General features: G+C 73.7%; 21 protein-coding genes. 15 read left to right on the forward strand and 6 right to left on the reverse strand.

All coding sequences use genetic code 11. The features are described 5' to 3' along the window. Positions 1-11: 11 nt before the first annotated feature. The 9 genes from ACLZOT_RS40715 to ACLZOT_RS40755 are packed head-to-tail and all read left to right on the forward strand — an operon-like array spanning position 12 to position 10,569. Complete coding sequence (locus tag ACLZOT_RS40715; RefSeq protein WP_416974239.1) at positions 12-968, forward strand: O-methyltransferase; 957 nt, start codon at positions 12-14, stop codon at positions 966-968. Further along, the gene (locus tag ACLZOT_RS40720; protein ID WP_416974240.1) at positions 965-1,540 is read left to right on the forward strand and encodes a GNAT family N-acetyltransferase; all 576 of its coding nucleotides are present in this window, start codon (positions 965-967) and stop codon (positions 1,538-1,540) included. Before ACLZOT_RS40715 ends, ACLZOT_RS40720 begins: the two co-directional genes overlap by 4 nt. Next, positions 1,537-2,562: an SIS domain-containing protein gene (locus tag ACLZOT_RS40725; RefSeq protein ID WP_416974241.1), complete on the forward strand. Its 1,026-nt coding sequence runs from the start codon at positions 1,537-1,539 to the stop codon at positions 2,560-2,562. Before ACLZOT_RS40720 ends, ACLZOT_RS40725 begins: the two co-directional genes overlap by 4 nt. Next, entirely contained in the window at positions 2,559-4,007 is a 1,449-nt protein-coding gene (locus ACLZOT_RS40730; RefSeq protein WP_416974242.1) for a hypothetical protein, read from the forward strand. The genes ACLZOT_RS40725 and ACLZOT_RS40730 overlap by 4 nt, the downstream gene beginning before the upstream one ends. After that, positions 4,004-5,116 (forward strand): GNAT family N-acetyltransferase, encoded by a 1,113-nt coding sequence (locus ACLZOT_RS40735; protein ID WP_416974243.1) that lies wholly within the window; start codon positions 4,004-4,006, stop codon positions 5,114-5,116. The genes ACLZOT_RS40730 and ACLZOT_RS40735 overlap by 4 nt, the downstream gene beginning before the upstream one ends. Continuing rightward, positions 5,109-6,383, forward strand: coding sequence for an ATP-grasp domain-containing protein (locus ACLZOT_RS40740; protein WP_416974244.1), 1,275 nt, complete (start codon positions 5,109-5,111; stop codon positions 6,381-6,383). Before ACLZOT_RS40735 ends, ACLZOT_RS40740 begins: the two co-directional genes overlap by 8 nt. Beyond that, positions 6,377-7,636 carry an MFS transporter gene (locus tag ACLZOT_RS40745; protein WP_416974245.1) on the forward strand — a complete coding sequence of 420 codons (1,260 nt, stop codon included), beginning with the start codon at positions 6,377-6,379 and terminating at the stop codon, positions 7,634-7,636. Before ACLZOT_RS40740 ends, ACLZOT_RS40745 begins: the two co-directional genes overlap by 7 nt. Before the next feature lie 24 nt (positions 7,637-7,660). After that, a complete protein-coding gene (locus ACLZOT_RS40750; protein WP_416974246.1) occupies positions 7,661-9,166 on the forward strand; it encodes a TldD/PmbA family protein in 1,506 nt (501 codons plus the stop codon). Then, the gene (locus tag ACLZOT_RS40755) at positions 9,163-10,569 is read left to right on the forward strand and encodes a metallopeptidase TldD-related protein (RefSeq protein ID WP_416974247.1); all 1,407 of its coding nucleotides are present in this window, start codon (positions 9,163-9,165) and stop codon (positions 10,567-10,569) included. The genes ACLZOT_RS40750 and ACLZOT_RS40755 overlap by 4 nt, the downstream gene beginning before the upstream one ends. On the opposite strand, the gene ACLZOT_RS40760 is transcribed toward ACLZOT_RS40755, so the two are convergent. The 3 genes from ACLZOT_RS40760 to ACLZOT_RS40770 all read right to left on the reverse strand — a co-directional run bounded on the left by ACLZOT_RS40760 (position 10,566) and on the right by ACLZOT_RS40770 (position 12,619). Beyond that, complete coding sequence (locus ACLZOT_RS40760; RefSeq protein WP_416974248.1) at positions 10,566-11,732, reverse strand: SGNH/GDSL hydrolase family protein; 1,167 nt, start codon at positions 11,730-11,732, stop codon at positions 10,566-10,568. The genes ACLZOT_RS40755 and ACLZOT_RS40760 overlap by 4 nt on opposite strands. 2 nt (positions 11,733-11,734) lie before the next feature. Then, positions 11,735-12,313, reverse strand: coding sequence for a TetR/AcrR family transcriptional regulator (locus ACLZOT_RS40765; protein ID WP_416974249.1), 579 nt, complete (start codon positions 12,311-12,313; stop codon positions 11,735-11,737). 132 nt (positions 12,314-12,445) lie between these two features. Further along, positions 12,446-12,619, reverse strand: coding sequence for a hypothetical protein (locus ACLZOT_RS40770; protein WP_416974250.1), 174 nt, complete (start codon positions 12,617-12,619; stop codon positions 12,446-12,448). Positions 12,620-13,057: 438 nt separating this feature from the next. Between ACLZOT_RS40770 and ACLZOT_RS40775 the strand changes: the two genes are divergently transcribed. From ACLZOT_RS40775 to ACLZOT_RS40785, 3 genes are all read left to right on the forward strand, one after another. Then, entirely contained in the window at positions 13,058-13,513 is a 456-nt protein-coding gene (locus ACLZOT_RS40775) for a hypothetical protein (RefSeq protein ID WP_416974251.1), read from the forward strand. Positions 13,514-13,577: 64 nt separating this feature from the next. Continuing rightward, the gene (locus ACLZOT_RS40780; protein ID WP_416974252.1) at positions 13,578-14,315 is read left to right on the forward strand and encodes an SDR family oxidoreductase; all 738 of its coding nucleotides are present in this window, start codon (positions 13,578-13,580) and stop codon (positions 14,313-14,315) included. Between the two features lie 205 nt (positions 14,316-14,520). Beyond that, positions 14,521-15,372 carry a S1 family peptidase gene (locus ACLZOT_RS40785; protein ID WP_416974266.1) on the forward strand — a complete coding sequence of 284 codons (852 nt, stop codon included), beginning with the start codon at positions 14,521-14,523 and terminating at the stop codon, positions 15,370-15,372. Here the strand turns inward: ACLZOT_RS40785 and ACLZOT_RS40790 are convergent. Then, positions 15,366-16,295, reverse strand: a complete 930-nt coding sequence (locus tag ACLZOT_RS40790) for a LysR family transcriptional regulator (RefSeq protein ID WP_416974253.1) — start codon at positions 16,293-16,295, stop codon at positions 15,366-15,368. The genes ACLZOT_RS40785 and ACLZOT_RS40790 overlap by 7 nt on opposite strands. Before the next feature lie 116 nt (positions 16,296-16,411). Here ACLZOT_RS40790 and ACLZOT_RS40795 point away from each other — a divergent pair, with 116 nt between their 5' ends. Both ACLZOT_RS40795 and ACLZOT_RS40800 read left to right on the forward strand, forming a co-directional pair. After that, positions 16,412-17,503 (forward strand): PrpF domain-containing protein, encoded by a 1,092-nt coding sequence (locus tag ACLZOT_RS40795; protein WP_416974254.1) that lies wholly within the window; start codon positions 16,412-16,414, stop codon positions 17,501-17,503. A gap of 51 nt (positions 17,504-17,554) precedes the next feature. Then, positions 17,555-18,808, forward strand: a complete 1,254-nt coding sequence (locus ACLZOT_RS40800) for an SLC13 family permease (protein ID WP_416974255.1) — start codon at positions 17,555-17,557, stop codon at positions 18,806-18,808. Positions 18,809-18,814: 6 nt separating this feature from the next. Here the strand turns inward: ACLZOT_RS40800 and ACLZOT_RS40805 are convergent, their stop codons facing one another. Next, the gene (locus ACLZOT_RS40805; RefSeq protein ID WP_416974256.1) at positions 18,815-19,927 is read right to left on the reverse strand and encodes an LLM class flavin-dependent oxidoreductase; all 1,113 of its coding nucleotides are present in this window, start codon (positions 19,925-19,927) and stop codon (positions 18,815-18,817) included. A 93-nt stretch (positions 19,928-20,020) separates the two neighbouring features. After that, positions 20,021-21,016 (reverse strand): hypothetical protein, encoded by a 996-nt coding sequence (locus tag ACLZOT_RS40810; protein WP_416974257.1) that lies wholly within the window; start codon positions 21,014-21,016, stop codon positions 20,021-20,023. Between the two features lie 342 nt (positions 21,017-21,358). On the opposite strand from ACLZOT_RS40810, the gene ACLZOT_RS40815 reads away from it, so the two are divergent. Next, on the forward strand, positions 21,359-23,065 hold the full coding sequence (locus ACLZOT_RS40815; protein ID WP_416974258.1) for a hypothetical protein: 1,707 nt from the start codon (positions 21,359-21,361) through the stop codon (positions 23,063-23,065). The last annotated feature ends 1 nt before the right edge of the window (position 23,066 follow it).

Here is a 23,066-nt window from a genome sequence, read left to right on the forward strand (position 1 = left end):
GGAGCCCACGCGTGACCACCGTCGCCCGTCCCGACGCCCCCCGTGCAACCGGGGGAGCCGCCTACGACCTCATCGACGCCGCGCTGCGCACCGTCCCCGAGTACCAGGACTTCCGCGGCGGCCGGCTGAGCCGCGCCGCGTACTGCGCCTGGCTGGGTGCCGGCCGCCTGCGCCCCGAGGACGCCGGGCTGAACGAGGACCAGCTGAACCTCTCCACCCGCTTCCCCGTGGACGAGCGCGCGTTCGTCGCGCAGGTGCTGGAAGGGCTGGAGCGGGACGGCGTGATCGCCTCCACGGACTATCCGCAAGGCGAGTTCGAGGAGCTGCGGGAGCGCGTCGCCCGGCAGTTCGAGCACGAGGACCGCACCACCTACATCTTCCCCGAAGAGGCCCGGCTGCTCTTCGCGCTCTGCCACCTGCTGGCGCCCCGCCGGACCGTCTTCCCCGGCTCGTACTACGGGTACTGGGCCGTCTGGGCGCTGCCCGGCATCCAAGCGGCGGGCGGCACCGCCACCCTGGTCGACATCGACCCCGGCGCCATGGCCCTGGCCGAACGCAACCTCACCGCCCTCGGTCTCGCGGGCGGAGTCGTGTTCGCCACCACCGACGCCATCGCCCACGGCCGCACCCTCGCCCCGTTCGACCTGTGCGTGCTGGACGCCGAGGGCCCCGCCCCGCACAACGCGCCCGAGGGCACGGACCCCGACCTGATCGACAAGGCGATCTACTTCCCGATCATGGAGGCCACCACCCCCGCCCTGCGCCCGGGCGGCCTGCTGATCGCCCACAACATGCTGCTCGGCAACCTCACCGAGAACCGCTACTTCGCCGGCCGCATCGCCAACAACCAGGCCCAGTACGCCCGTTTCCACGGCCACCTGGACACCCATTACGACCTCCAGCGGCTGATCCCCAGCTCCGAGGGCGTCGGTGTCTACCGCCGCGCCGGCGGGGAGGCGTCCCGATGAGCGGCCTCGTCCTGCGCCCGCTGACCGAAGCCGATCTTCCTGAGGTACTGTCGACGCTCAATCACGCCATCCGACACACCGACGCGACCATGGACCATGAAGACAAGGCGCTCGACGACCTGCACGGCTGGCTGGCGGCCCATCACGGCCGCTACCCCGCCCTCGCCGCCGAGCAGGACGGCCGGCTCGCCGGGTACGGCACCCTCAGTCCGTTCGCCTCGCGCAAGGGCTATCTGGCCAGCGCCGAGATCTCGGTCTACCTCGCGCCCGACGCGCGGGGCCGCGGTGTCGGCTCGGCCCTGTGCGTCCGGCTCACCGAACTCGCGGAGCAGGCCGGCATGTCCACGGTCATCGCGTTCATCTCGTCCGGCAACGAGCCCTCCCGCCGCATGGTGCTGCGCGCCGGCTACCGCCACGAGGGCGTCCTGCGCCAGGTCGGCTACAAGCTCGGCCACCTGACCGACCTGGACATCTTCCAGCGCACGTTCCCCGCCAACTGCGCCCGCTACGACGGCACGCCGCTCGACGACCTGCTCGCCGCCCACACCCCCGCACAGGAGCCCAGTCGATGACCACGCCCTCCACCGGATCCGCCGCCTACGACCGTCATGTCGCCTCCCAGCCCGAGGCCGTGGCCGCTCTCCTGGAGACCCCGGTCCCGGTCCTCGACCCCGCACGGCCCCTGGTCCTCACGGGCATCGGCACCTCCCTGCACGCCTGCCGGACCGCCGCCGCCTGGGTCCGGCTCCTGACCGGCGGACGTGTGCGGGCCGCCGCCCTCGACGCCCACGACCTGGCCCTCACCGAAGGCATCACCGCCGCCGACCAGGTCGTGGTGGTCAGTCACCGGGGCACCAAGACCGCCCCCAACGACGTGCTGGCCCGCGCCGCCGAAGCCGGTGCCGTCACGGTCGCGATCACCGGCGAGGGCCCGGCCGAACCCGCCGCCGGCACGGTCCTGCGCACCTGCCCCCAGGAGGCGGCCAGCACCCACACGGTCTCCTACACCACCGCGCTGACCCTGCTCGCCCGCCTCGTCGCCACCGCCCTCGGCGACGAGGGCGCCGACCTGGCCGAGGCGCTCGCCCAGGTCCCCGAGGCCCTGTCCCGCACCCTGGAACTCCCCCTCGCGCCCCAGGCCGTGGACGCCCTGGCCGACGCCACCGGACCGGTCCTGGTCACCGGCACCGGACTGGACGCGGTCACCGCCGCCGAGGCCGCCCTGAAGATCAAGGAGGGCACCTACCGCTGGGCCGAGGCCCTGCACACCGAGTTCGCCCTGCACGGCACCCCCGCCGTCTTCTCCGCGACCACCGCCGGCTTCCTGCTGCGCCCCGCCGGACCCGACGCCGGCCGCACCGCCGACCTGGAACGGGTGCTGCGCGCCCTGGGCGCCCCCGTCCACCACTGCGCCGACGACCCCGACGCGGCGCTGCCCTTCGCCTCCGTACCCGCGCTCGTCCGTCCGCTGGTGTCCGTCGTCCCCTTCCAGCGGCTGGTCTCGCTGGCCGCCGCCCGCACCGGCGCCAGCCCCGACCTCACCCACCTGGAGGCCGAGCCCTGGGCCACGGCCATCCGGTCGGTGAAGCTGTGACGCCCCTCCCGGACACGGCGTCCCGGGCGGCGGTGGGCGCCGCCGCCGTCACCGAGGCGTACCTGTCCGACCCCCGGCTGGCCGGCGCCGTTCACGAGACCGTCTATCCCCCGGCGTTCCAGGAGTGCTGGGGCGCGCGCATGCTGTCGCGCCCGCTCTTCGTGGACGGCCCGGAGCTGGGCCGTGCCGCGGCCGACGTCGAGGACCTGTTCGCGCTCCTCGTCTCGCTGCCGGGGCGCCTGTTCGGCGGGGACACGGCCCGGTACTGCGACGCTCTGGGCATCGCCCCCGACCGGGCCGCGCTGATCTCCCGGTTCGCCGGCGCCCCCGGCCGGGCCACCCGGTACGGACGCGCCGACCTCTACCACGACGGCGACGCCTTCAAGCTGCTGGAGTTCAACATAGCCAGCGACCTGGGCGGCACCGACCGTTCCCAGATGCAGCGGGCCCTGCTCACCCACCCCGCGTTCGCGTCGTTCGCCGCCGAGCACGGCCTCGGCCACGTCCACACCGGGGAACGTGTCGCCGCCGCCCTGCGCGAGGCGGCCCTTCCCCTCACCGGTGGGGTCCGGGAGCCCCGGATCGGCCTGGTCTGCGCCCCTGGTGGGCTCGCCGGCTTCGGTCATCTGCTGCTCGCCTTCGCCGAGATGACACGGAGTCTCGGCCTCCCCCTCACCCTCGGCGAACTGGACGCCGTGACCGAGCAGGGCGGTCGGCTCCGGCTCGACGGCGACCCCGTCGACGTCGTCCTGCGCTTCTTCACCGTCGACGACCTCTGCGCCGACCCGGCCCTCGCCGACCGTGCCGAACCGGTCTTCCGCGCCCACGAGGAGGGCCGCGCCGTCCTGTGGACGCCCATGGACAGCTCCCTCTACTCCAACAAGGGCGCCCTCGCGCTCCTCTCCGATCCCGCCACGCCCTTCACCGACGCCGAGCGTGCCCTCACCGACCGGCTGCTCCCGTGGACCCGGCTCCTCGCCGACGGCCCGCCCACGCCCGGCCCCACCCCCGGTGACACCGTCACCGACCTGCTGTCCTTCTGCCGGGAACACCGCGCCGAACTCCTCCTCAAACCGCTGCGCGACTTCGGCGGCACCGGTGTGATCCCCGGCTGGGAATGCGAACCGGACCGGTGGGCACGCCTGGTCCAGGACCGCATGTCCGACGCCGGCGCCCCCCTCACCGGGCTGGGCAACCGCTGGATCGTCCAGCGCCGCGTCCTGCCCCGCACCGAGCCTGTCCTCGACGCCGCGACCGGCGCCCGCTCCCCGTGGGTCGCGGCCTGGGGCCTGTTCCTCACCCCGCAGGGCTACGCCGGTACCGACGTGCGGGCCGCCCCCGCCGCCGCCTCCGCCGTCGTCAACTACGGCTCCAACCCGCTGACCCGCACCACGGGCGTCTTCACCGTCGGGGCCGCTCACCAGGAGCAAGGAGCACTGTCATGAGCGCTGAGCCGACCGGCGTGCGCGCGTTCTCCCGGGCCGCGGACCTGCCCCGCGCCGACTGGGCGCAGCTGCTGCGGCCCGAGGACCTCTTCCTCGGCGAGCGCTGGCTGGCCGTCGCGGAGCGGACCGCGGGCTGCCCGATGACCTACCTGCTGGCCGACGAGGGCGGCCGCCCGGTCGCCGGGCTCGCCACCGCGCTGGCCGACGACACCGCGCCCTGGGTCCTCGGCCGCCCGGACACCATGCTGCGGGCCTCCGCCGAGGACGGCCGCGCGGGCGCCGCCGAGATCCTCGCCGCGCTGCCCGCGAGCCCCGCCGAGAGCCTGCTGCCCACCCTCGTGTGCGGGGGACGGCACATGGGGCGCAGCCGGGTGCCGAGGCTCGCCGGCACCGGCCGCGGCGAGGTGGAGGCGCTGGTCGCCGAGGCCGAACGGCTCGCCGCCGAACAGGGCGCGGCGTCGGTGGCGTTCCCCTTTGTGGAGGACGGCGACACCCTGCTGCGGCAGATCCTCGGCGACCGCGGCTACCTGTGCCACGAGTCGGGCCGCTACAGCTCGCTGCGGGTGGGCCCCGGCGGCTTCGACGACTACCTGACCCTGGTGTCCGCGCGCCGCCGGCGGCGGATCCTCACCGAGCGGCGCCGGGTCCGGGAGGCCGGCATCGAACTGCGCGTCGAGCCGCTGGAGGCCGCCCTCGTGCCCCGGCTCGGCGCGCTGGAGGCGCAGCTGATGGCCAAGTACGGCCACACCTGGACGGCGGGGCAGACCGAGCAGGTGCTGCACGAGATGATCGCCGCGTTCGGCACCGACGCCCAGGTGGTGCTGGCGGTCGGCGACGGCGACATCCGGGGCTTCGGGACCCTCCTGCGGTTCGGCACCCACTGGTACGCGCGTCAGGCGGGCTTCGACTACGCCTATCAGGACCGGCTCCCGCTCTACTTCGAGACCCTCTACTACCACCCCGTCGAGGCCGCGGCCCGGCTCGGGATCGAGGCCATCCACTACGGCCTGGGCAGTGAGGAGGCCAAGCTCTCCCGGGGCTGCACGGCCGAGACCCAGCACTCCTATCTGCTGCCGCTGGCACGACCTTCGAGGAACACCCATGTCTGACACTCGTCCCCACGGGCCCCTGATCGCCGTCGTCGAGACCGGACGCGGCGAGTACGGCCTCCAGCCCCTGCTGCGCGCCCGCGAACTGGGGCTGCGCCCCCTCCTCGTCACCGACGACCTCAGCCGCTACGCGACGTCCGAGGCCGCGCGCTCCCTCATCGAGGAGACGGTGCACGCGATCGTGGCCGCCGACACCCGCGACAGCGCCTCCGTCGCCGAGGCGCTGCGCCCGTACGCCGAGCAGGGCGACCTCGCCGGGGTTCTCGCGGTCATCGACTACTACGTGCCCGTGGTCGCCGAGGCCGCCCGCCTGCTCGGTCTGCCCGGTCTGGACCCCGAGGCCGCGCGGATCGCCCGCAACAAGCTGCGCACCCGCGAGGTCTGCGCCGAACTCGGCGTCCCCGCACCGCGGTTCAGCCGCGCGCTGACCCGTGAGGAGGCGGTCGCCGCCGCCACGTCGATCGGTTTCCCCTGTGTCGTCAAGCCGCTCACCGAGTCCGCGAGCATCGGGGTGCGCCTGTGCCGCGACTCCGGCGAGGTGGCCGCGCACTTCGACGAGCTGACGGCGTCCCCGGTCGACATGCGCGGCATGGCCAAGCCGGGCGGCGTGCTGGTGGAGGAGTACCTGACGGGCTACGAGCTGAGCGTGGAGGTGCTCACCACCGCCGGGGGACCCCAGGTGATCGGGGTCACCGACAAGGGGCTCACGGTCCACCCGTACTTCGTGGAGACCGGCGAGACGTTCCCCACCCAGCTGCCCGACTCCGTACGCGACGAGGTGACCGGGGCCGCGCTCGACGCGCTCAAGGCGATCGGCCACGACTTCGGCGCCGCGCACGTGGAGATCAAGGTGACGCCCGACGGGCCGCGCCTGGTGGAGATCAACGCGCGGATGGGCGGCGCCCAGATCGGCCGGATCATCCGTGAGGCCACCGGCCTCGACCTGCTGCGCGAGGTCGTCCGGCTGCACGTCGGGCAGGAGCCCGAGGTCGTGGTGGCACACACCGGGGCCGCCGCGTCCCGCTATCTGACGGCGGCCGACGACGGGGTGCTGCGCGGCTTCGAGGGCGAGGACCTGGTACGGCGGCTGCCGGGCGTGTGCGCCGTCGACCTCTACGCGGCGGTGGGCGGCGAGGTGCGCCGGGCGCGCAGCAACGCCGATGTCCTCGGTCATGTGGTGGTCCGCGCGGACACTCCCGCCGAGGCGGCCCGCTGGGCGGACACCGCGGCCGTCATGCTGACACCCGCCGTCGACGCGCCGTGCTGAAGCGCATACGCGAGGCCCTGCCGACGGGTCCCGGGGTGCCCGCCTTCGCGGGCGCCACGTTCGTCAACTCCGTGGGCCTGGGCATCTACTACCCGTTCTCCCTGCTGTTCTTCCAGTCGGTCCTGGGCACCTCGCTGACCCGGATCGGGGCCGCCCTCACGGTGGCCGCGCTGCTCGCCCTGCCGCTGCTGCCGTACGTCGGGCGGCTGATCGACCGGTTCGGGCCCCGGCAGGTGCTCCTGGTCAGCACGGTGGTGCGGGCGTCCGCGTTCGCCGGGTATCTCCTGGTGGACTCGTTCTGGCCGTTCCTGGTGCTGAGCGTGCTCGTCGCGCTGACCATGCGCACCGAGCAGGCGGCCACCCCGGCCCTGGCCAAGGTGCTGGCCGGGAAGGAGCCGCCGGGACGCTGGCTGGCGCTGTCACGCGCGCTGTTCAACGCCGGTTTCGGGCTCGGCGCGCTCGCGGCGGGTCTGACCGCGTCCGCGTCACCGGAGGTGCTGCACGGGGTCGGGGCAGGCAACGCCGTGTGCATCGCGCTCGCCGGGCTGCTGTACGCCACGCTGCCCCGCTCCCGCCCGGTCGGGGCGACGCCGGGAACCGACCGGTCGGACAAGGTTCAGCCCTGGCGCAGCCGCCCGTTCTGCGGGGTGGTCGCGGCGGGCGCGGGGCTGTGGATGGTCGCGGTGAGCGTGGAGGTGGCGCTGCCCGTGCACCTGGTGCGCGACGTCGGTGCGCCCGCGTGGACGACGAGTGTGCTGTTCACCCTGAACACCGTGGTGCTCGCCGTGTTCCAGGTCCCCGTGGCGCACCGGGTGGAGCGGGTGCGGCCCGCCGTCCTGGTCGCGGTGGGCGCGGCCCTGCACATCGCCATGCCCGCCGCCCTCGCCGCCGCGTCCCACCTCGCGCCGGCCCCGCGCACCGTCGCCCTGATCGCCGCCATGGTGATCTACACGGTCGGCGAACTCCTGGCCTCCCAGGCCGTACTGACCCTGCTGACCGCGCTGTCCCCGGATGCGCGGCGCGGCTCCTACCTGGCGTTCAACCAGATGTTCATCGGCCTGGCCAACGCGCTGACGCCGCTCCTCGTCACCAGCGCCCTCGACCACGGCGCGAACCTGCTGTGGGCCCTGCTGACGGGCTGTGCCCTGGCGGTGGCGGTGCTGATGGCCGGCCCGGTACGGCGTGTACCGGCGGAGCGGGGGGCGCCGGAGCCGGATGCCGAGGACCGCCCCGAACCCACCGTCACGGCCTGACCGTCCCTGAAGGAGAGCCCTCGCATGGGCCACACGATCAGCCCGCAGTTCGCCCACGCCGAGCACCGCCGCTCGGCCGACGCCGCCCTCGAACGGGCCGTCGAACTCGGCGTCCAGCACGCGGAGTTCCGCGCCGAGCACGTACGCGACGCGTCCTGGCGGCTGCGCGACGCGCGCCCCGGGGCCGCGTCCGACACGGTGAGCGCCGGTTTCTCCGTACGGATCCTGCACGAGGGGGCCCGCGGCTTCGCGGCACGCACCGCGGGCGGTGCCGACGCCGCCGTGAGCGCGGTCGACGAGGCGGTACGGGCCGCGCGGGACGCCCGCCCGCTCACCGGCCGCCGCATCGACCTCGCGCCCGAGCCGGTGCACGGGGAGCGGACCTGGATCTCCGCGTACGAGACCGACCCGTTCGAGGTGCCCCGGCGGGAGCGGACCGCGCTGCTCGCCGAGTACAGTGCCCAGCTCCTCGCGGCCCCGGGGGTCCGGCACACGGACGCCGCGCTCCAGGCCGTACGGGAGTGCACGTTCCTCGCGGACACCGCGGGCAACCGCATCCTCCAGCAGCGGGTGCGGGTGCTCCCGGAGTTCACCGCCCATACCGTCGACCCGGCCGGCGGCCCGGTGAGCCTGCGCAGCACGGCGCCCTCCACGGGCCGGGGCTGGGAGTATCTGCTCGGCACCGGCTGGGACTGGGACCGTGAACTCGCCGAACTGCCCGCCCTGCTGGCCGAGAAGGCGGCCGCGCCGACGGTGCGGCCGGGCGCGTACGACCTGGTGATCGACCCCACGAACCTGTGGCTGACCCTGCACGAGACCGTCGGGCACGCCACCGAACTCGACCGGGCCCTGGGGCACGAGGCGTCCTTCGCGGGCACCTCGTTCGCCTCGCCGGACGCGGTCGGGACCCTGCGCTACGGTTCGCCCGCCATGCACGTCACCGCGGACCGCACCGCCCCGCACGGCCTCGCCACCATCGGCTACGACGCGGAGGCGGTGGCCGCGCAGCGCTGGGACCTGGTGAGCGCGGGTGTCCTGAGCGGGTTCCAGGTGGACCGCGCGGGCGCCTCGCGCGCCGGGCAGCCGCGCTCCAACGGCTGCTCGTTCGCGGGCGCCTTCGACCAGGAGCCGCTCCAGCGCATGCCGAACGTCTCCCTGCGGCCCGACCCCCGGGGACCGGACACCGAGGAGCTGATCTCCCGGGTGCGGGACGGCCTGTACGTGGTGGGCGACGGCTCCTGGTCCATCGACACCCGGCGCGAGAACTTCCAGTTCACCGGCCAGCGCTTCCACCGGATCCGCGCCGGACGCCTCGCCGGGCAGGTCAGGGACGTCGCCTACCAGTCGACCACCAGGGACTTCTGGTCCTCCCTGGAGGCGGTGGGCGGCCCGTCGACCTACCTCCTGTGCGGCGCCTTCCACTGCGGCAAGGGACGCCCGCTCCAGCCCGCCCCCGCGGGCCACGGCACTCCCGCCGCCCTCTTCCGGCACGTGAACGTCCTCAACTCCCGTGAGGAGAACCGACGGTGAACTCCCCACTGGCCCCGCAGGAGATCGTCGAACGCGCTCTCGCCCTGTCCCGTGCCGCTCGCTGCGACGTGATCGTCGACGACACGGACGCGGCGTGGCTGCGCTGGGCGGGTGACGAGGTCACCGCGAACGGCGCGAGCAGCACCCGTCGGGTCACGGTGATCAGCACCGGCCCTGGCGGCGGCGCGGCGGTCTCCGCGACCGTGGACGGCCTGCCCGAGCTGGAGGACCTGGTACGCGCCTCGGAGGAGCCGGCCGACGCTGCGGGGGCCGGGGAGAGCGCGGCGCCGGAGCCGATCCGTGGAGACGGGGCGTTCGAGTCCGCCGGACTCCCCGAGGCCGTCCCCGCACGGGACCGACTGTCCGCGCTGATACCGGAGTTCGTCCGCGCCCGGGACCGGTCCCACGGTGCCCTGCACGGTTTCGCGCAGCACCGGACCGGCACGGCATGGCTGGGCACCTCGGCCGGCGTCCGCAGCCGCCACCGCCTCGCCACCAGCACCCTCGACCTCTACGCCCGTACTCCCGACGGCTCCCGCACGGCCTGGGCGGGCGCGGTCGCGGACGGCTTCCACCGCATGGACCTGCCCGCGCTGGAGGCCGCCGCCACCGGACGCGTCCGGCAACCGCTGCCGCCGCGGGACCTGCCGCCCGGCCGGTACGAGGTGCTGCTCTCACCCGTCGCCGTGGCCGACCTGATGACCGCCGCGTACCGGGCCAGCGGGGCGGTGGACGCCGCCGAGGGCCGTACCGTCTTCGCGCGGCCGGGCGGCGGCACCCGGATCGGGGACACCCTCGCCGCCCTGCCGCTGAACCTGCGCAGTGACCCCCGTGAACCCGGCCTGGAGTGCCGCCCGTTCCTGCTGTCCCACGGCGCGGCGTCGGACGCCTTCGGTGAAGCCGTCCAGGCCGGGACCGACCCCGCGGACAACGGCATGCGGCTGTCGGCCACGCACTGGATGAGGGACGGGGTCCTCACCTCGCTGCTGGCCTCCCGCGCCGACGCGGCACGCCTGGGCCTCCCGGCCCGCCCGGCGGTCGGCAATCTGGTCCTGGACGGCGGCACCGACCGCTCCCTGGCCGACATGGTCCGCACCACCCGACGCGCCCTGCTGGTCAGCTGCCTCTGGTACATCCGGCCGACCGACGCGGGCACCCTGACGCTCACCGGTCTGACCCGGGACGGCGTCCACCTCGTGGAGGACGGGGAGATCACCGCGTACGTGAACGACTTCCGCTTCGCCGAGTCGCCCGTCTCCCTCCTGTCCCGCGTCACCGAGGCGGGCCGCACCGAGCGGGCGCCGGGCCGCGAGTGCGGAATGCACTTCCCCCGTACGGCCATGCCTCCCCTGCGCGTCCCCGACTTCCGGTTCACGGCGAAGGCTCCGTCCACGGGAGGCTAACGAGCCCGCGCCCAGCCCTGCTTCCGCAGGACCCGTTCCGCGAAGCGCTCGCCCATCCTGCGGTGCGTCTGCGTGTCCGGGTGCAGGTCGTCCGGGAGCGGCAGGTCCGTGTCGTCCGGGCCGTACAGCTCCCGGCCATCCAGGTATGTCAACGTGCCGTCCTCCACCGCCCGTTCGCCCACGATCCGCTCCAGCGCCTCTCTGATCGTCACCAGGGTGAGGCGGCCCCTTGCCGCCTCCGCCGGGTCTCCCGTCGCCAGGAACTTCAGGCGGCCCTGGGTGAACGCCTCGGTGTCCAGGGCTCCCGGGCCCGGGGTCGTCTCGTGGATGGGGCAGTGGATCGGGGAGATCACGAGGATCGGGGTGTCGGGGTGGCCGTCCCTGATCGTGTCGAGGAAGCCGTGGACGGCGGGGCCGAAGGCGCGCATGCGCATCGCGTCCGCGTTGACGATGTTGATGCCGATCTTCAGGGTGATGAGGTCGGCCGGGGTGTCGCGGATGGCGCGGGCCGTGAACGGGTCGAGCATCGCGCTGCCGCCGAAGCCGAGGTTGAGCAGGTCGACGTCCGCCGAACGGGCCGCCACGGCGGGCCAGACGGCCGTGGGGCTCGCCGCGTCCGTGCCGTGGCTGATCGAGCTGCCGTGGTGGAGCCAGAGGCGGCGGGTGGAGGGGACGGCGGATTCCACGGGGGCGTCCGTGCGCAGGGTGCGCAGTTCGGTCTTCTGGGCGTAGGGGAGCCAGATCTCGATGTTCTTGGGGCGGGCGGGGAGGCCGTCGAAGCGGACGGTTCCGGGCGGGCCCCCGGTGAACTCCGTGGTGCCCGCGACCATGTCGACGGTGAGCGTGTGACCGCCCGTCGCGGCGGCCTGCGCCGTCAGCTCGCCGTCCACGAGCAGGTCGTAGAGCGCGGGCGGGCGGGGCGGCGCCCCGGCGTAGACCCGGTTCGTGGGGACGACCTCCAGCTCGATCCCGGTCGCGCCGGTACGGAACGCGACGCGTACGCCGGAGGGCTGGACCTCGACGGCCGCGAGCTGCGGGTCGGTGTTCTGGGCCCGGGCCCGGGGCGGGAGGCGGTGCGGGATCAGGCCGCCCTCGGGGGTGGCTTCGAGGTCGAGGGCGCCGCGTATGAGATCGGCGGTGACGGGGGTGGCGTACTGCGGCACGGTCAGCCTTCTTCGTTGCTCGGCCAGTTGCGCAGCAGCGCGTCCAGGCCGTCGAGGATGCGGAGCCAGCTCTCCTGCGCGTCGGGCTCGCTGTGTGCGAAGCCGCCGGCCTCCTCCAGGCTGACGTAGCCGTGGAAGACGCTGCCGATGAGGCGGACCGCGTGGGTCTGGTCGGGTTCGGTGAGGTCGTAGCCGCGCAGGATCGCGCGGGTCATCCGGGAGTGCCGTACGCCGGCGCTCGCGGCGGCCGTCTCGGGGTCGAGGCGGAAGCGGGCGGCGGTGTAGCGGCCGGGGTGGGCGCGGGCGTAGTCGCGGTAGACGTTCGCGAACGCGGTGAGGGCGTCCTTGCCGGAGCGGCCCGCGAGGGCGTCGGCGGCGCGGTCGGCGAGTTCTTCCAGGGCGAGCAGCGCGATGCCGGTCTTGAGGTCGTGGGAGTTCTTGACGTGCGCGTACAGGCTGGCGACGCGGACGTCGAAGCGGCGGGCGAGCGCGGAGAGGGTGACGTTCTCGAAGCCGGCCTCGTCGGCGAGGTCCGCGCCCGCGCGGATCAGGCGGTCCGGGGTGAGTCCCGCGCGCGCCATCGTCGTGTCCCTTCCGCAGCCGTCAGCATGCCTGAAGGGATTATGGGATTACCTAAAGGGTTTAGGCAAGTGCCGAAAGATGCTCCAGCACAGGCGTGCGGTGGGCACGCCCGTGCCGTCCGTGCGGTCGGGTCAGTCGACGCTGGGGAGGATGTGCGGCTCGGCCAGGTCGTCCTCGTAGCCCGCGAGGCGGATCGGGGCGGAACGGGCCCACACGTCCAGGCTGCCGAGCTGTCCGGGCCGGCGGCCCGAGCGCTCCGTGCGTTCCTTCGGGCGCTGCTCGCGATTCGTCTTCTCCGGTGTCACCGCGCACTCCTTATGTGTCGGGTCACCCTCGGGTCGTACCGGCCACTCTGCGGTCCGGCGTCTGACGAACCCTCGGGTCTTGCTCGAATGCCGCTCGAACGCGGTGGCGCCGGCAACTCCTGGGAGAGCGGGCCGTGGTGGACCGGCCTGTCCCACGGCGGGCGATGGGCTCGGGTGGGATCCCTGTACTGCTGCCCGCCGAGCCCCAGGGTAACCAAATGAGCGGGGTCCCGCTCGATAGGGCTGAAAATTTGGGGTAACGATGGCACGTCAGGGAGATGTCACCCCTTGTCGGTTGACGCCGGGAGGCTCCGGACGGTTCACCTGTTCGGCGTACCCCTCCGGGCTCGTCGCGTCGTTCAGCCGCCGTTGGTCCGGGCGCAAGGTCGCCATGGTGGGCTGGTCGGCGCACCGGCTGTCTCGCGGGAGGACCGACGGATGGAGCTGCGGAGCGTGGAGGAGCTGATGGATCTGCTGTACGCCTGCAAGGGCGTGCGGGAGGCCGAGAGGGGTGCGGGGAAGGCGGGCGGCGCCGATCTGCACGACCACGCGCTGCGGACCGCCGCCCTGCTGCGCCGTACGCGCCCCGCCGACAAGGAGCTCCAGCTCGCGGGGCTGGTCCAGCCCGTCGGCCGGCTGCTGTGCCCGAACGACCCGGCGGGCCGCGCCGCCCGCGCCGCCGACGCCGTACGCCCCCTGCTCGGCCCGCGGGTCGCCGCGCTGCTGCGGCACCACCCCTGGGCCGCGCACCACGCCGACGACGACCTCGCGCGCCTCTCGCACGCCGCCGAGGAGGCGCGTTCCGCCGGGTTCGACGCGGGGGTGCTGGAGGACTGGCGGACGGTCCTGCACCTCGTCGCGGGGCGCAACTCGCCGCTGGGCGCGGTCGATTGACGGTTCCGCGCCCGATGCCTTCCAGGGGCTGTCGGCTGACGCTCCGTCATGAGACCGTACGGCGATGACGCCGTCCCCCTCCCCCGTGGCCCTCGTCACCGGTGCCACCCGCGGTATCGGTCTCGCCGTCGCCCGCGCGCTCACCAAGTCGGGCGTGAGGGTGTGTGTCACGGCCCGTGATCCCGCCGAGGTCGGCCACATCGCCGCCTCCCTCGACTCGGTCGGCCTGCCCGGCGACCTCACCGACCCGACCCTCCCCTCCCGGCTCGTCGCCCTGGCCCTCGACGCGTACGGCCGCCTCGACGTCCTCGTCAACAACGCCGCCACCAACCAGCCCCTGGGCCCCCTCATGAACGCCGACCCCGCGCGCTGGGCCCGCGCCTTCGCCGTCAACGTCGAGGCACCGCTGCGCCTCACGCAGTGCGCCTGGCGGGGGTGGATGCGCGAGCACGGCGGCACGGTCGTCAACATCTGCACGGAGGGGGCGACCCATGTCGGGGCCGGGGTCGGGACGTACAGCGTCAGCAAGGCGGCGCTCCTGCGGCTGACCCAGCAGCTGGCGGGCGAACTGGGGCCCGGGGTCCGAGTGAACTCCGTGTCACCCGGGCTGACCCGCACGGAGATGGCCCGCTTCGCGTGGGAGGGCGAGACCGCGAGCGGGCTCCCGCTGGGGCGGTTCGGGGAGCCCGAGGACGTCGCGAAGGCGGTGCTGTGGCTGGTGTCGCAGGAGGCGGGGTGGGTGACGGGGGCGGATCTGGTGGTGGACGGGGGGACGCGGGTGCGCAGGGCGCGGACGCCGTGAAGGGATGGGCGCGGGTTCCGTAGCGGGGCGGGCGCGGGCTCCGCGAGGTGACGGGCGCGGGTCCCGTGAGGGCCGGGGCGTGAACTCCCCGAGTGCGCCGCCCCCTTCGGCCGAACCGCCCCCTACCCTCCCCCGCCCCGGCCCGGCACACTGAGGGCGCCACGGCACGCCCGGTGACCTACCCGTCCGCAGGGAGCATCCCGTGATCCGAGCCCAGCGTCACCCCCTCCGACGTCCACGGCTTTTCGTCTCGCTGCTGAGCCTGTTCGCGGTGACCGCCCTCGGCGTGCCGGACGCCGGCGCCGCCCCGCCGGCCCGCGCTGCCTCGGCGGTCGCGTCGCTCGACGTCGCCGGTACGGCCTGGTTCGCCGACCCGGCCACCGGGACGCTGCGGATCCACGCCGACGCCACGGTCACGGACGCGGACCTGGCCAAGCTCCGGCGGGCGGGCGGGAGTTCGGCGGCCGTCGAGCGGCTGGACGGCCGGCTGCGTACGCTCCTGTCCGGCGGCGACGGCATCTACGGGGGCCCCTGGCGCTGCTCGGCTGGGGTCAACGTGCAGAGCGGGTCGACGTACTACTTCGTCACCTCCGGCCACTGCACCGAGGTCGCGTCCACCTGGTACACCGACGCGGCCGGGTCCACGGTGATCGGCCCCACCGTCGCCACCAGCTTCCCCGGCAACGACTTCGGCGTCGTCCGCTACTCCAACGCGGCCGTCCCCCGCCCCGGCACGATCGGCGCCGTCGACGTCACCGGCGTCACGACCCCCTACGTCGGCCAGAGCGTCTGCCGCCGGGGCGCCGCCACCGGCGTGCGCTGCGGCCGGGTCACCGGCCTCAACGCGACCGTCAACTACGGCGGCGGCGACGTCGTCTCCGGCCTGATCCAGACGAACATCTGCGCCGAGGGAGGCGACAGCGGCGGCCCCCTCTACGCCGGAGACAAGGTCATCGGCATCCTCTCGGGCGGCTCGGGGGACTGCACGTCGGGCGGGACGACGTACTACCAGCCGATCCAGGAGGCGCTGAACGCGTACGGGGTGTCGGTCTACTGAGCTCGCGCGTCCGGTGCGGTGAAGCGCTGGGCCACCGTGCGCAGGACGCGGGCCATCGCCTGGGCGGGCGGGGTCGCGGGGCGAGCCGTCGCGCGGGCCAGGAGGATGCGGCGGGTGGGGGCCGGGACGTCGGAGGCGAACGGCAGGAGGCGTACGTCGCTGCGGCGGCTCGTGAGGGCCAGGCGGGGTGCGAGGGCGATGCCGAGCCCGGCGGCGACCATGGCCTGCGCCTCCTGGTAGTCGTGCGCGGAGTAGGCGATGCGCGGCTCGAACCCGGCCTGCCGGCAGCCGCGGCGCAGGACGTCGGCGACGGGGTGGTTGTCGGCGCGGATGATCCACTCCTGGTCGGCGAGGTCGGTGAGGCGTACGGAGGGACGCGCGCGCAGGGGCGAGTCGGCGGGGACGACCAGGACCGTCGGGTCGTCCAGCAGGTGGGTGAGGGCGAGCGCCGGATCGTCGAGGCGGTTCCACTCGTAGTCCCACAGCAGGCCCTGCTCCACCTCCCCGGTGTGCAGCATCTCCCGCAGCTGGGCGAGGACCCCGGCCCGCACCTCGATCCGGATCCCGGCGTGGCGGCGGCGGAAGCGGGTGAGGGCCGGCGGCAGCAGGGACGCGCTCGCCGTGGGGAAGGAGCCGAGCCGCAGGGTGCCCTGGTCGAGGGCGGTGAAGGAGTCCAGGTCGGCCTGGGCGGCCCGGAGTTCGCGGCGGATGGCCCGGCCGCGCTCGGCGAGGGCCGCGCCCGCCGGGGTGGGCCGGATCCCGCGCGGCAGCCGCTCCACGAGTGGCTGCCCGGCCTCCTGCTCCAGCAGCGACATCTGCTGGGAGGCGGCGGAGGTGGTCATGCCGAGGGCCTGCGCGGCGGCGGTGAGCGAACCGCGTTCGGCGGCCTCGGTGAGCAGCAGCAGTCGGCGCACATTGAGCATGCGGTCGACTTTAGCCCCGCTTAACCCTGGTGAAGTGAACGGCGATTGTTCCGAAGTCACGCCTCTGCGAAGGTCTCCGCCATCACCCGGTCCCTGACCCAGGAAGAGTCTCCGACGTGCACATTCCCGCGACCCTGGTGCGTGGCGGCACCAGCAAGTGCTGGCTGTTCAACCAGGTCGACGTCCCCACCGACCGCGCCGCCCTCGAACGGCTGCTGGTCGCCGCGTACGGCGCCGGCGACCCCGTCGAGCTGGACGGGGTGGGCGGCGCGACCCCCACCACCTCGAAGGCGGCCGTGGTCGGCGTCTCCCCCGCGCCCGGCGTCGACGTCGACTACCTGTTCGCCCAGGTCGGCATCGGGACGGGCACGGTGGAGTGGACGAGCAACTGCGGCAACTGCGCCACCGGCGTCGCCCTGTACGCGGTGAGCAAGGGCCTCGTCCCGGTCACCGGCGACCGGACGCGCGTGGTCATGCGCAACACCAACACCGGCGCGGTGCTCGAAGGGACCGTCGACACCCCCGGGGGCGTGGTGCGGCACTTCGGGCGGCAGACGGTGCCGGGTACGCGGGCCGGCGGGGTCGGGGTCGATCTCGCCTTCCGCGATCCGGCGCGCTCGCCGCTGCCGACCGGGCGGGCGGTCCAGGAGCTGCGGGTCGGCTCCGAGCCGGTCCGCGTGAGCATGGTGGCCGCGGGGGCGCCGGTCGTCCTCGTCGACGCCGTACGGGCCGGGCGTACCGGCGCCGAGCCGCTGCCGCGGGTCAGTGCGGACGTTCCCTGGCTGCGTGCCGTCCGTCATGCCGCCGCGCCCCTGATGGGGCTGCCCGTGCCGGGGGACGCGGTGCCCAAGGTGGGGCTGGTCGGCCCGCCGGTGGCGTACACCACGACCCTCGGTGACGCGGTCGACGCCGGGGAGTACGACGTGTCGGTGCGGATGCTCAGCATGAACGCGCCGCACCCCGCGATCGGGCTGACCTCCGCGGTGGCCGTCGCTTCGGCCGGGCTGCTTGAGGGGTCCGTGGTCGCGCGGGTCACCGGCGGTCCGAGCGCCGAGTGGCTGCGGCTCGGGACGCCCGCGGGTGTCGTCGCGGTGCGCTGCTCCGACGTACGCGGCGGGGTGCCGGGCCGGGTCACCGTGCGGCGGGCGGCGCGGCTGCTCGCCGATGCGCGGATCTACGTACCGGAGACCGGCGGGTACGCCGCCTGAGCCCTGCCCCCTTCCCTCCCCACCACACGCACCCACGTACCAAGGACAAAGATGTCTGCTGAAGTGATCTCTCTGGTCGCCCTGCTGGTGATGTTCGTGGTCGGCACCGTGCTGCCGATCAACCTGGGCATCCTCGCGTTCGTCGCCACCTTCACGGTCGGGACCGCCTCGCTCGGGCTCACCGAGGACGAGATGTTCGAGGGGTTCCCGGCGAAGCTCTTCGTGACCATCGTCGGCGTCACCTATCTGTTCTCCGTCGCCCGCCGCAACGGGACCGTCGACTGGCTCGTCGCGGCGGGGGTACGGCTGGTGCGCGGGAAGGTGGGGCTCATACCGTGGGTGCTGTTCCTGGTGGCGGCGCTGCTGACGGCGTTCGGCACGTTCACGCCGGCCGCCGTCGCGATCCTCGTACCGATCGGCATGAACTTCGCCCACCGCTACCGGCTCAACCCGCTCGTCGTCGGGATGATGGTGATCAGCGGCGGGCACGCGGGCGCGTTCTCGCCGCTGGCCGTCTCCGGGGCGCTGGTGCTCGGGCTCGTCGACAAGACCGGGCTGCACGTCTCCGCCGTGGCGCTGTTCAGCGCGAGCTTCGTCATCAACCTGCTGCTGTCGGCCCTCACCTACGCCCTGCTCGCGAAGCGGCCCGCGCCGCTCGCCGAGGACGCCGGGGAGGCGGCCGGCGACGAGGACCTCGCCGTCGCCGGCAGACCCGACTGGCGGCAGTGGCTCACCCTCGGCTGCCTGGTCGCGCTCGTCGTCGGCGCGCTCGGCTTCCACCTGGAGATCGGGTTCCTCGCGCTGGCCGCCGGGGCGCTGCTGGCCCTCGTCGACATGAAACGGCAGGAGAAGGCCGTGGACGGCATCAGCTGGTCCACGCTGCTGCTGGTCGCGGGCATGATGACGTACATCGCGATGCTGGAGAAGGCCGGCGTCATCGAGAACATCTCCGAACACGCCGCCGGGCTGGGCGCACCGCTCCTCGTCGCGCTGCTGCTGTGCTTCACCGTCGCCGTCACCTCGGCGTTCGCGTCCTCCACCGCGATCCTCACGGCGATCATCCCCATCGCCGTGCCGCTGCTGCTGTCCAGCCACCTCAGCGCGCCCGGGCTGATCGCCGCGCTCGCGGTGTCCACGACCATCGTCGACACGTCGCCCTTCTCCACCAACGGGGCGCTGGTGCTCGGGAACGCGCGCGGGGTGGACGGGCGGCGCTTCTACCGGCAGGTGATCGGGTACACGGGGGCGATCGTCGCCGTCGGGCCTGTGGTGGCCTGGGGGGCGCTGGTCGTGCCGTGGTCGTAGGAGGGCTCAGGTGAGGAGTTCGGCGAGGCGGGCCATCTCCGTGGGCGGGTCGATCACCGGCTGCACGAGGAGTTCGTCCACGCCCGCCTTCTCCAGGGCGGTGACACGGGTACGGATCTCCTCGCGGGTGCCGACCAGGGCGAGGGTGTGCATCAGGGCGGGCAGGACCAGGTCGCGGTCCTGCGGGGCGATGCGGGTCAGGTAGCCGGGGTACAGCCTGGTGTAGCGGTCCGGGGCCGTCGCGGTGGTGCCCCGGCGGTCGAGGAGGCTTCGCACCGCTTCCCGTACGTCCGGGGGGAGTTGGTCCGCGACTGCGGGGTTGTCGGCGGCGAAGTCCAGCAGCGACAGGACGAGGTGACCCGTCGCGTCCCGGGCCGCTTCGCTGTCGGGGGCCTCGCCGTCGTGGAGGACGTGGAGGGCGGTGACGAGGTACGAGTTCACGGGGGCGGCGGGGGCGTGGGGGATGGGGTGCCGGGCCTCGTGGGGCGGGACGCCATCGGCGACTCGGGGGGCCTCGTACGGCGTGATCCGAGCCGCTCGGCGGGCCTCGTGCAGGGCCTGCCAGGCGGCGGGGTCGAGGAGGCCGAACGAGATGAGGCCGGTGGCGCGGCGGCCGGCGACGGCGGCGGCCTTCGGCCCGTGCAGCGCGGCGACGACGAACTCGACCGGATCGGCGGTGTTCACCTGCCCGTCGGCGTGCAGGAACCGGATGTCGCGGACCCGCTCGCCCTCGCGGTACTCCGTCGGGCGTCCGGCGCACAGGTCCTGCAAGGCCGAGGTGAAGGTCTCCAGCTCGGCCACGGTGGTGGGCGGCATCCCCAGCGTCCGCCGGGCCGTGTTCCCCGTCCCGACCCCGCAGACGATCCGCCCCGGGGCCAGCGCGTTGAGACTCGCGAAGGCGCTCGCCGCGGCCGGCGCCGACCGCAGCGCCGGCGACGTCACCCCGACCCCGAGCCTGATACGCCGGGTGGCCTTCGCACACAGCGCCAGGGCGACGAAGGGATCGCCGTGCACCATCGGCGTGTCGTTGACCCAGAAGCTGCTCAGCCCCAACTCCTCGGCGTGGACGGCGAGTTCCTCCACGCCGGGGTGGGCTGCGACGACTGCACCTGCACGCATCGGACCTCCGGGGGCGGGGACGGAGTCGGACGTCATCATCCTGACAGCTCACGGGAAGCGAGGCTCACGGTTGGGGCACCGGCGCGGTGCAGATCAGGAGTCGAAGCGCTCGGTCACGCCCCACGTCGTTCCTTCCAGTGCGCTTCCCACCGGGGCCGCAGCCCACTGAGCCAGCAGCAGCGGTTTCTCATCGACGGCCTTCAGCACCTGCACGATCTCGTGAGTCTCCGGTGCGGCCGGAAGCGCACAGAGAACCATGGAGTTGCCCGTCGCGCTGGTGTGCTCCCCGTACTCTTCGTCCGGGTCGTCGGGCTCCCAGCGTCCGACCTCGACCTCCCACGGACTGTCGCTGTCGCCGGGTTCCGGTGCTTGCACCGTCAGATAGAAACCGTCGGAGTCGTAGGGCTCTGCGAAGAGTTGGCCGCTCGGGTCGTCCAGTGAAATCCACATACCGGTGCTGTGGGCGTGTGCGGTGACCAGAACCCGGAGGCGGGAGATGGCCTCCGCGCGCTCCCTCGCGGTGATTCCCTCCTCACGACGATCGAGCCGCTCACGTGTCCCGCCCTCCAGCGTCGCCAGTCCGTCGTCGAGCTTCACGAAGGGATGCCCGAACTCCCAGCGTCGTTCGGCCTCCGGATCGCCCTCCGCGGACGTACCCGTGAAATCGGCGAGTTCAGCGCGCAAGTCGTGTTCCTCCACCTCCAGTTCGGCACGGATCGCCCTGCTGACCGTGTCGGGCAGAGGCACCAGGAGGCTCTCCAGGTCGGCGAGCGCCCGGTGGAGCCTCAGGCAGACGTACTCGTACCAAAGACTGTGATCGCCCCTCAGGAGGCCGGCGCGCACCGCGTCATCGGTCAGCGCCGCGACGTGCTTGCTCGGGTAGTAGTCCGCAGCCCCTTCCCGCTCGTCATGGATGCTGACCGGAACAGTGGCGAACGCGGAGATCCGATTGAGCGCGTCGACGATCGGTGCCGCTGGGTGAGCGTCGGAAAGACTGGTCACGGTCTTGGACACCACACCGCCCGAGTTTTGATAGGTCGCCAGGATCTGCGTCTTCCCACGGGTGGCGTGCTGGGAGTAGATGGTCACGGAAACGCCTTTCGCCTGTCCGGCGTATGACAGCGGGACAGGAAGGTTGTGGAGGGAGTGCGGAAGAAGGCGGTGGCGAAGGCGCTTTCCGACGCTCCGTGCCTCAAGACGACCGGGGGTGGCCCAGGTACTGTCCCGGGCTCCGTTCCTGCCCGCAGGGTAACCGTGTGAGCGGCCCGTCACAACCCTTCACCGGCCGCCTCGGTCTCGGTCCATCTGCACCTCCACCGGCGGATGGCCTCCGGGCTAGAGTGAGTCTTTCTGCCACTTCATGGGCCGGGCGGGACGACCACCGGGAGTCGTGAGGTGCGGTGCCAGATCCCGTGAAGGTGGAGGGGTTCGTTGGAGGGAGCAGGAAGGCGGCGGCCCACGGCGGTCGTACTCACCGCCTTGCCGGTGGAGTACGAGGCGGTGCGTCAGCACCTGCAAAACGTCCACGAGGTCCGACTGCCGCAGGGCACCCTCGTCGACATCGGCCGGATACCGGGCCTCGACTGGTACGTGGCGCTGGCCGAGACAGGCCCGACCAACACGCGCGCCGCCCTCGTCGCCCAGTCCACGACCGAGCACTTCGACGCGGAGGCCCTGTTCTTCGTCGGTGTCGCCGGGGCGCTCAAGGACGATCTCCGCATCGGTGACGTCGTCGTCGCCAGGAAGGTCTACGGCTATCACGGCGGACGCGAGAGCGTGGACGGGTTCGCCGCCCGGCCCGACGTCTGGGAACCGGCGTACGACGTCGACCAGTTGGTGCGCTCCGCCGGGCGCAACAGGCCATGGGCCTTCCTCCCTCCGGACGCGCGGTCCACCGCACCGCCTCGGGTGCACTTCGAGCCGATCGCCTCGGGGGACGTCCTGCTCGGTTTCCGTGACTCCGAGACGGCCCGCCGGATCCGCCGGCACTACAACGACGCCGTGGCCGTCGACATGGAGAGCCACGGCATCGCCCACGCGGCCAGGATGAACCGCGCGGTGCGGGCCCTCTCCATCCGCGGCATCAGCGACTTCGCCGATCCGGACAAGGCCGCGCGCGACGCCTCCGGCTCCCAGGGGGCCGCGGCCCGCAACGCCGCCGCGTTCGCCCTGCGGATCCTGCGCGACCTGCGTCCCGCTGAACAGCCGACCCGGGAACGGCCTCCTGAGCCCACCGCGGCCGTCGTCGTGTCCGGCTCCGCCCAGGCCCCCGGCCCGGCTGCCTGGGGCAGTCGGCCTGTCGTCAAGGTCGAGGGACACGAGTACCTGCTCTACGAGGGCCCTGGAGACCTCCTCCACGAGGCGAGGGACGGCGACGTGCTGCGGCGTCAGGCAGTGGCGCGTGTGGTGTCCGGCGCGGGGACTTCTCGCGGCACGTACGCCTGGCTGCGCCAGGTCCGGTGGACACGGCCGCTGCCGGACGGCTTCGACCCCTTGGCCGCGCTCGAACAGGAGGCCCGGCTGTGCCGTGACCTCCGCGGCCCCGAGGTCGTCCAGCTGACGCGCGACGGAGAGACCGCCACCCTCGCGCTGGCCTGGCCGGACGACCCGAAGCTCGGCCGCCCCCTGGGGACCCTCCACGAGTTGCTGCCCGAACCGCCGGTTCCGGCGGACCCGCTGCGGCTGTGGTCGGTCGTGAAGGGACTCGCCGAGGTCGCCGAGACCCTTGAGCGACTCAGCGCCGAACGGTTGTCGCACCGGGCGCTCCAGCCGACCTCGGTCGTGACGAGCCGGCCTCGCATGGCGCTGCGCGACCTCGGTCTCGCCGCCGTGCCGCCCCGCCAGGGCGAGAACCCCGGTCCTCATCAGGCGCCCGAGCAGCGGTACGGGTCCCGTTTCCGCCCCGGACCCGCCACCGACGTCTACCAGTTGGGCGCTCTGTTGCACCGCGCGCTGACCGGCCGCGTCCCCCAGCCCGGTCTGCCTCCCTACCGCGGCTCGGCCTCCGTACCGGACGGTCTCGTCCACGCGGTTGCCGGCGCCCTGCGGGAGGACCCGGCGGCTCGTCCCGGAATCCGTGCGCTCCGCCTCGCCCTGCTCGCCGCCGCGCGCGAACTGGTAGTCCCTCCCCAGCGCTGAG

Origin of the sequence: Streptomyces sp. 4F14 (assembly GCF_048159485.1) — a bacterium.
GTDB lineage: Bacteria > Actinomycetota > Actinomycetes > Streptomycetales > Streptomycetaceae > Streptomyces.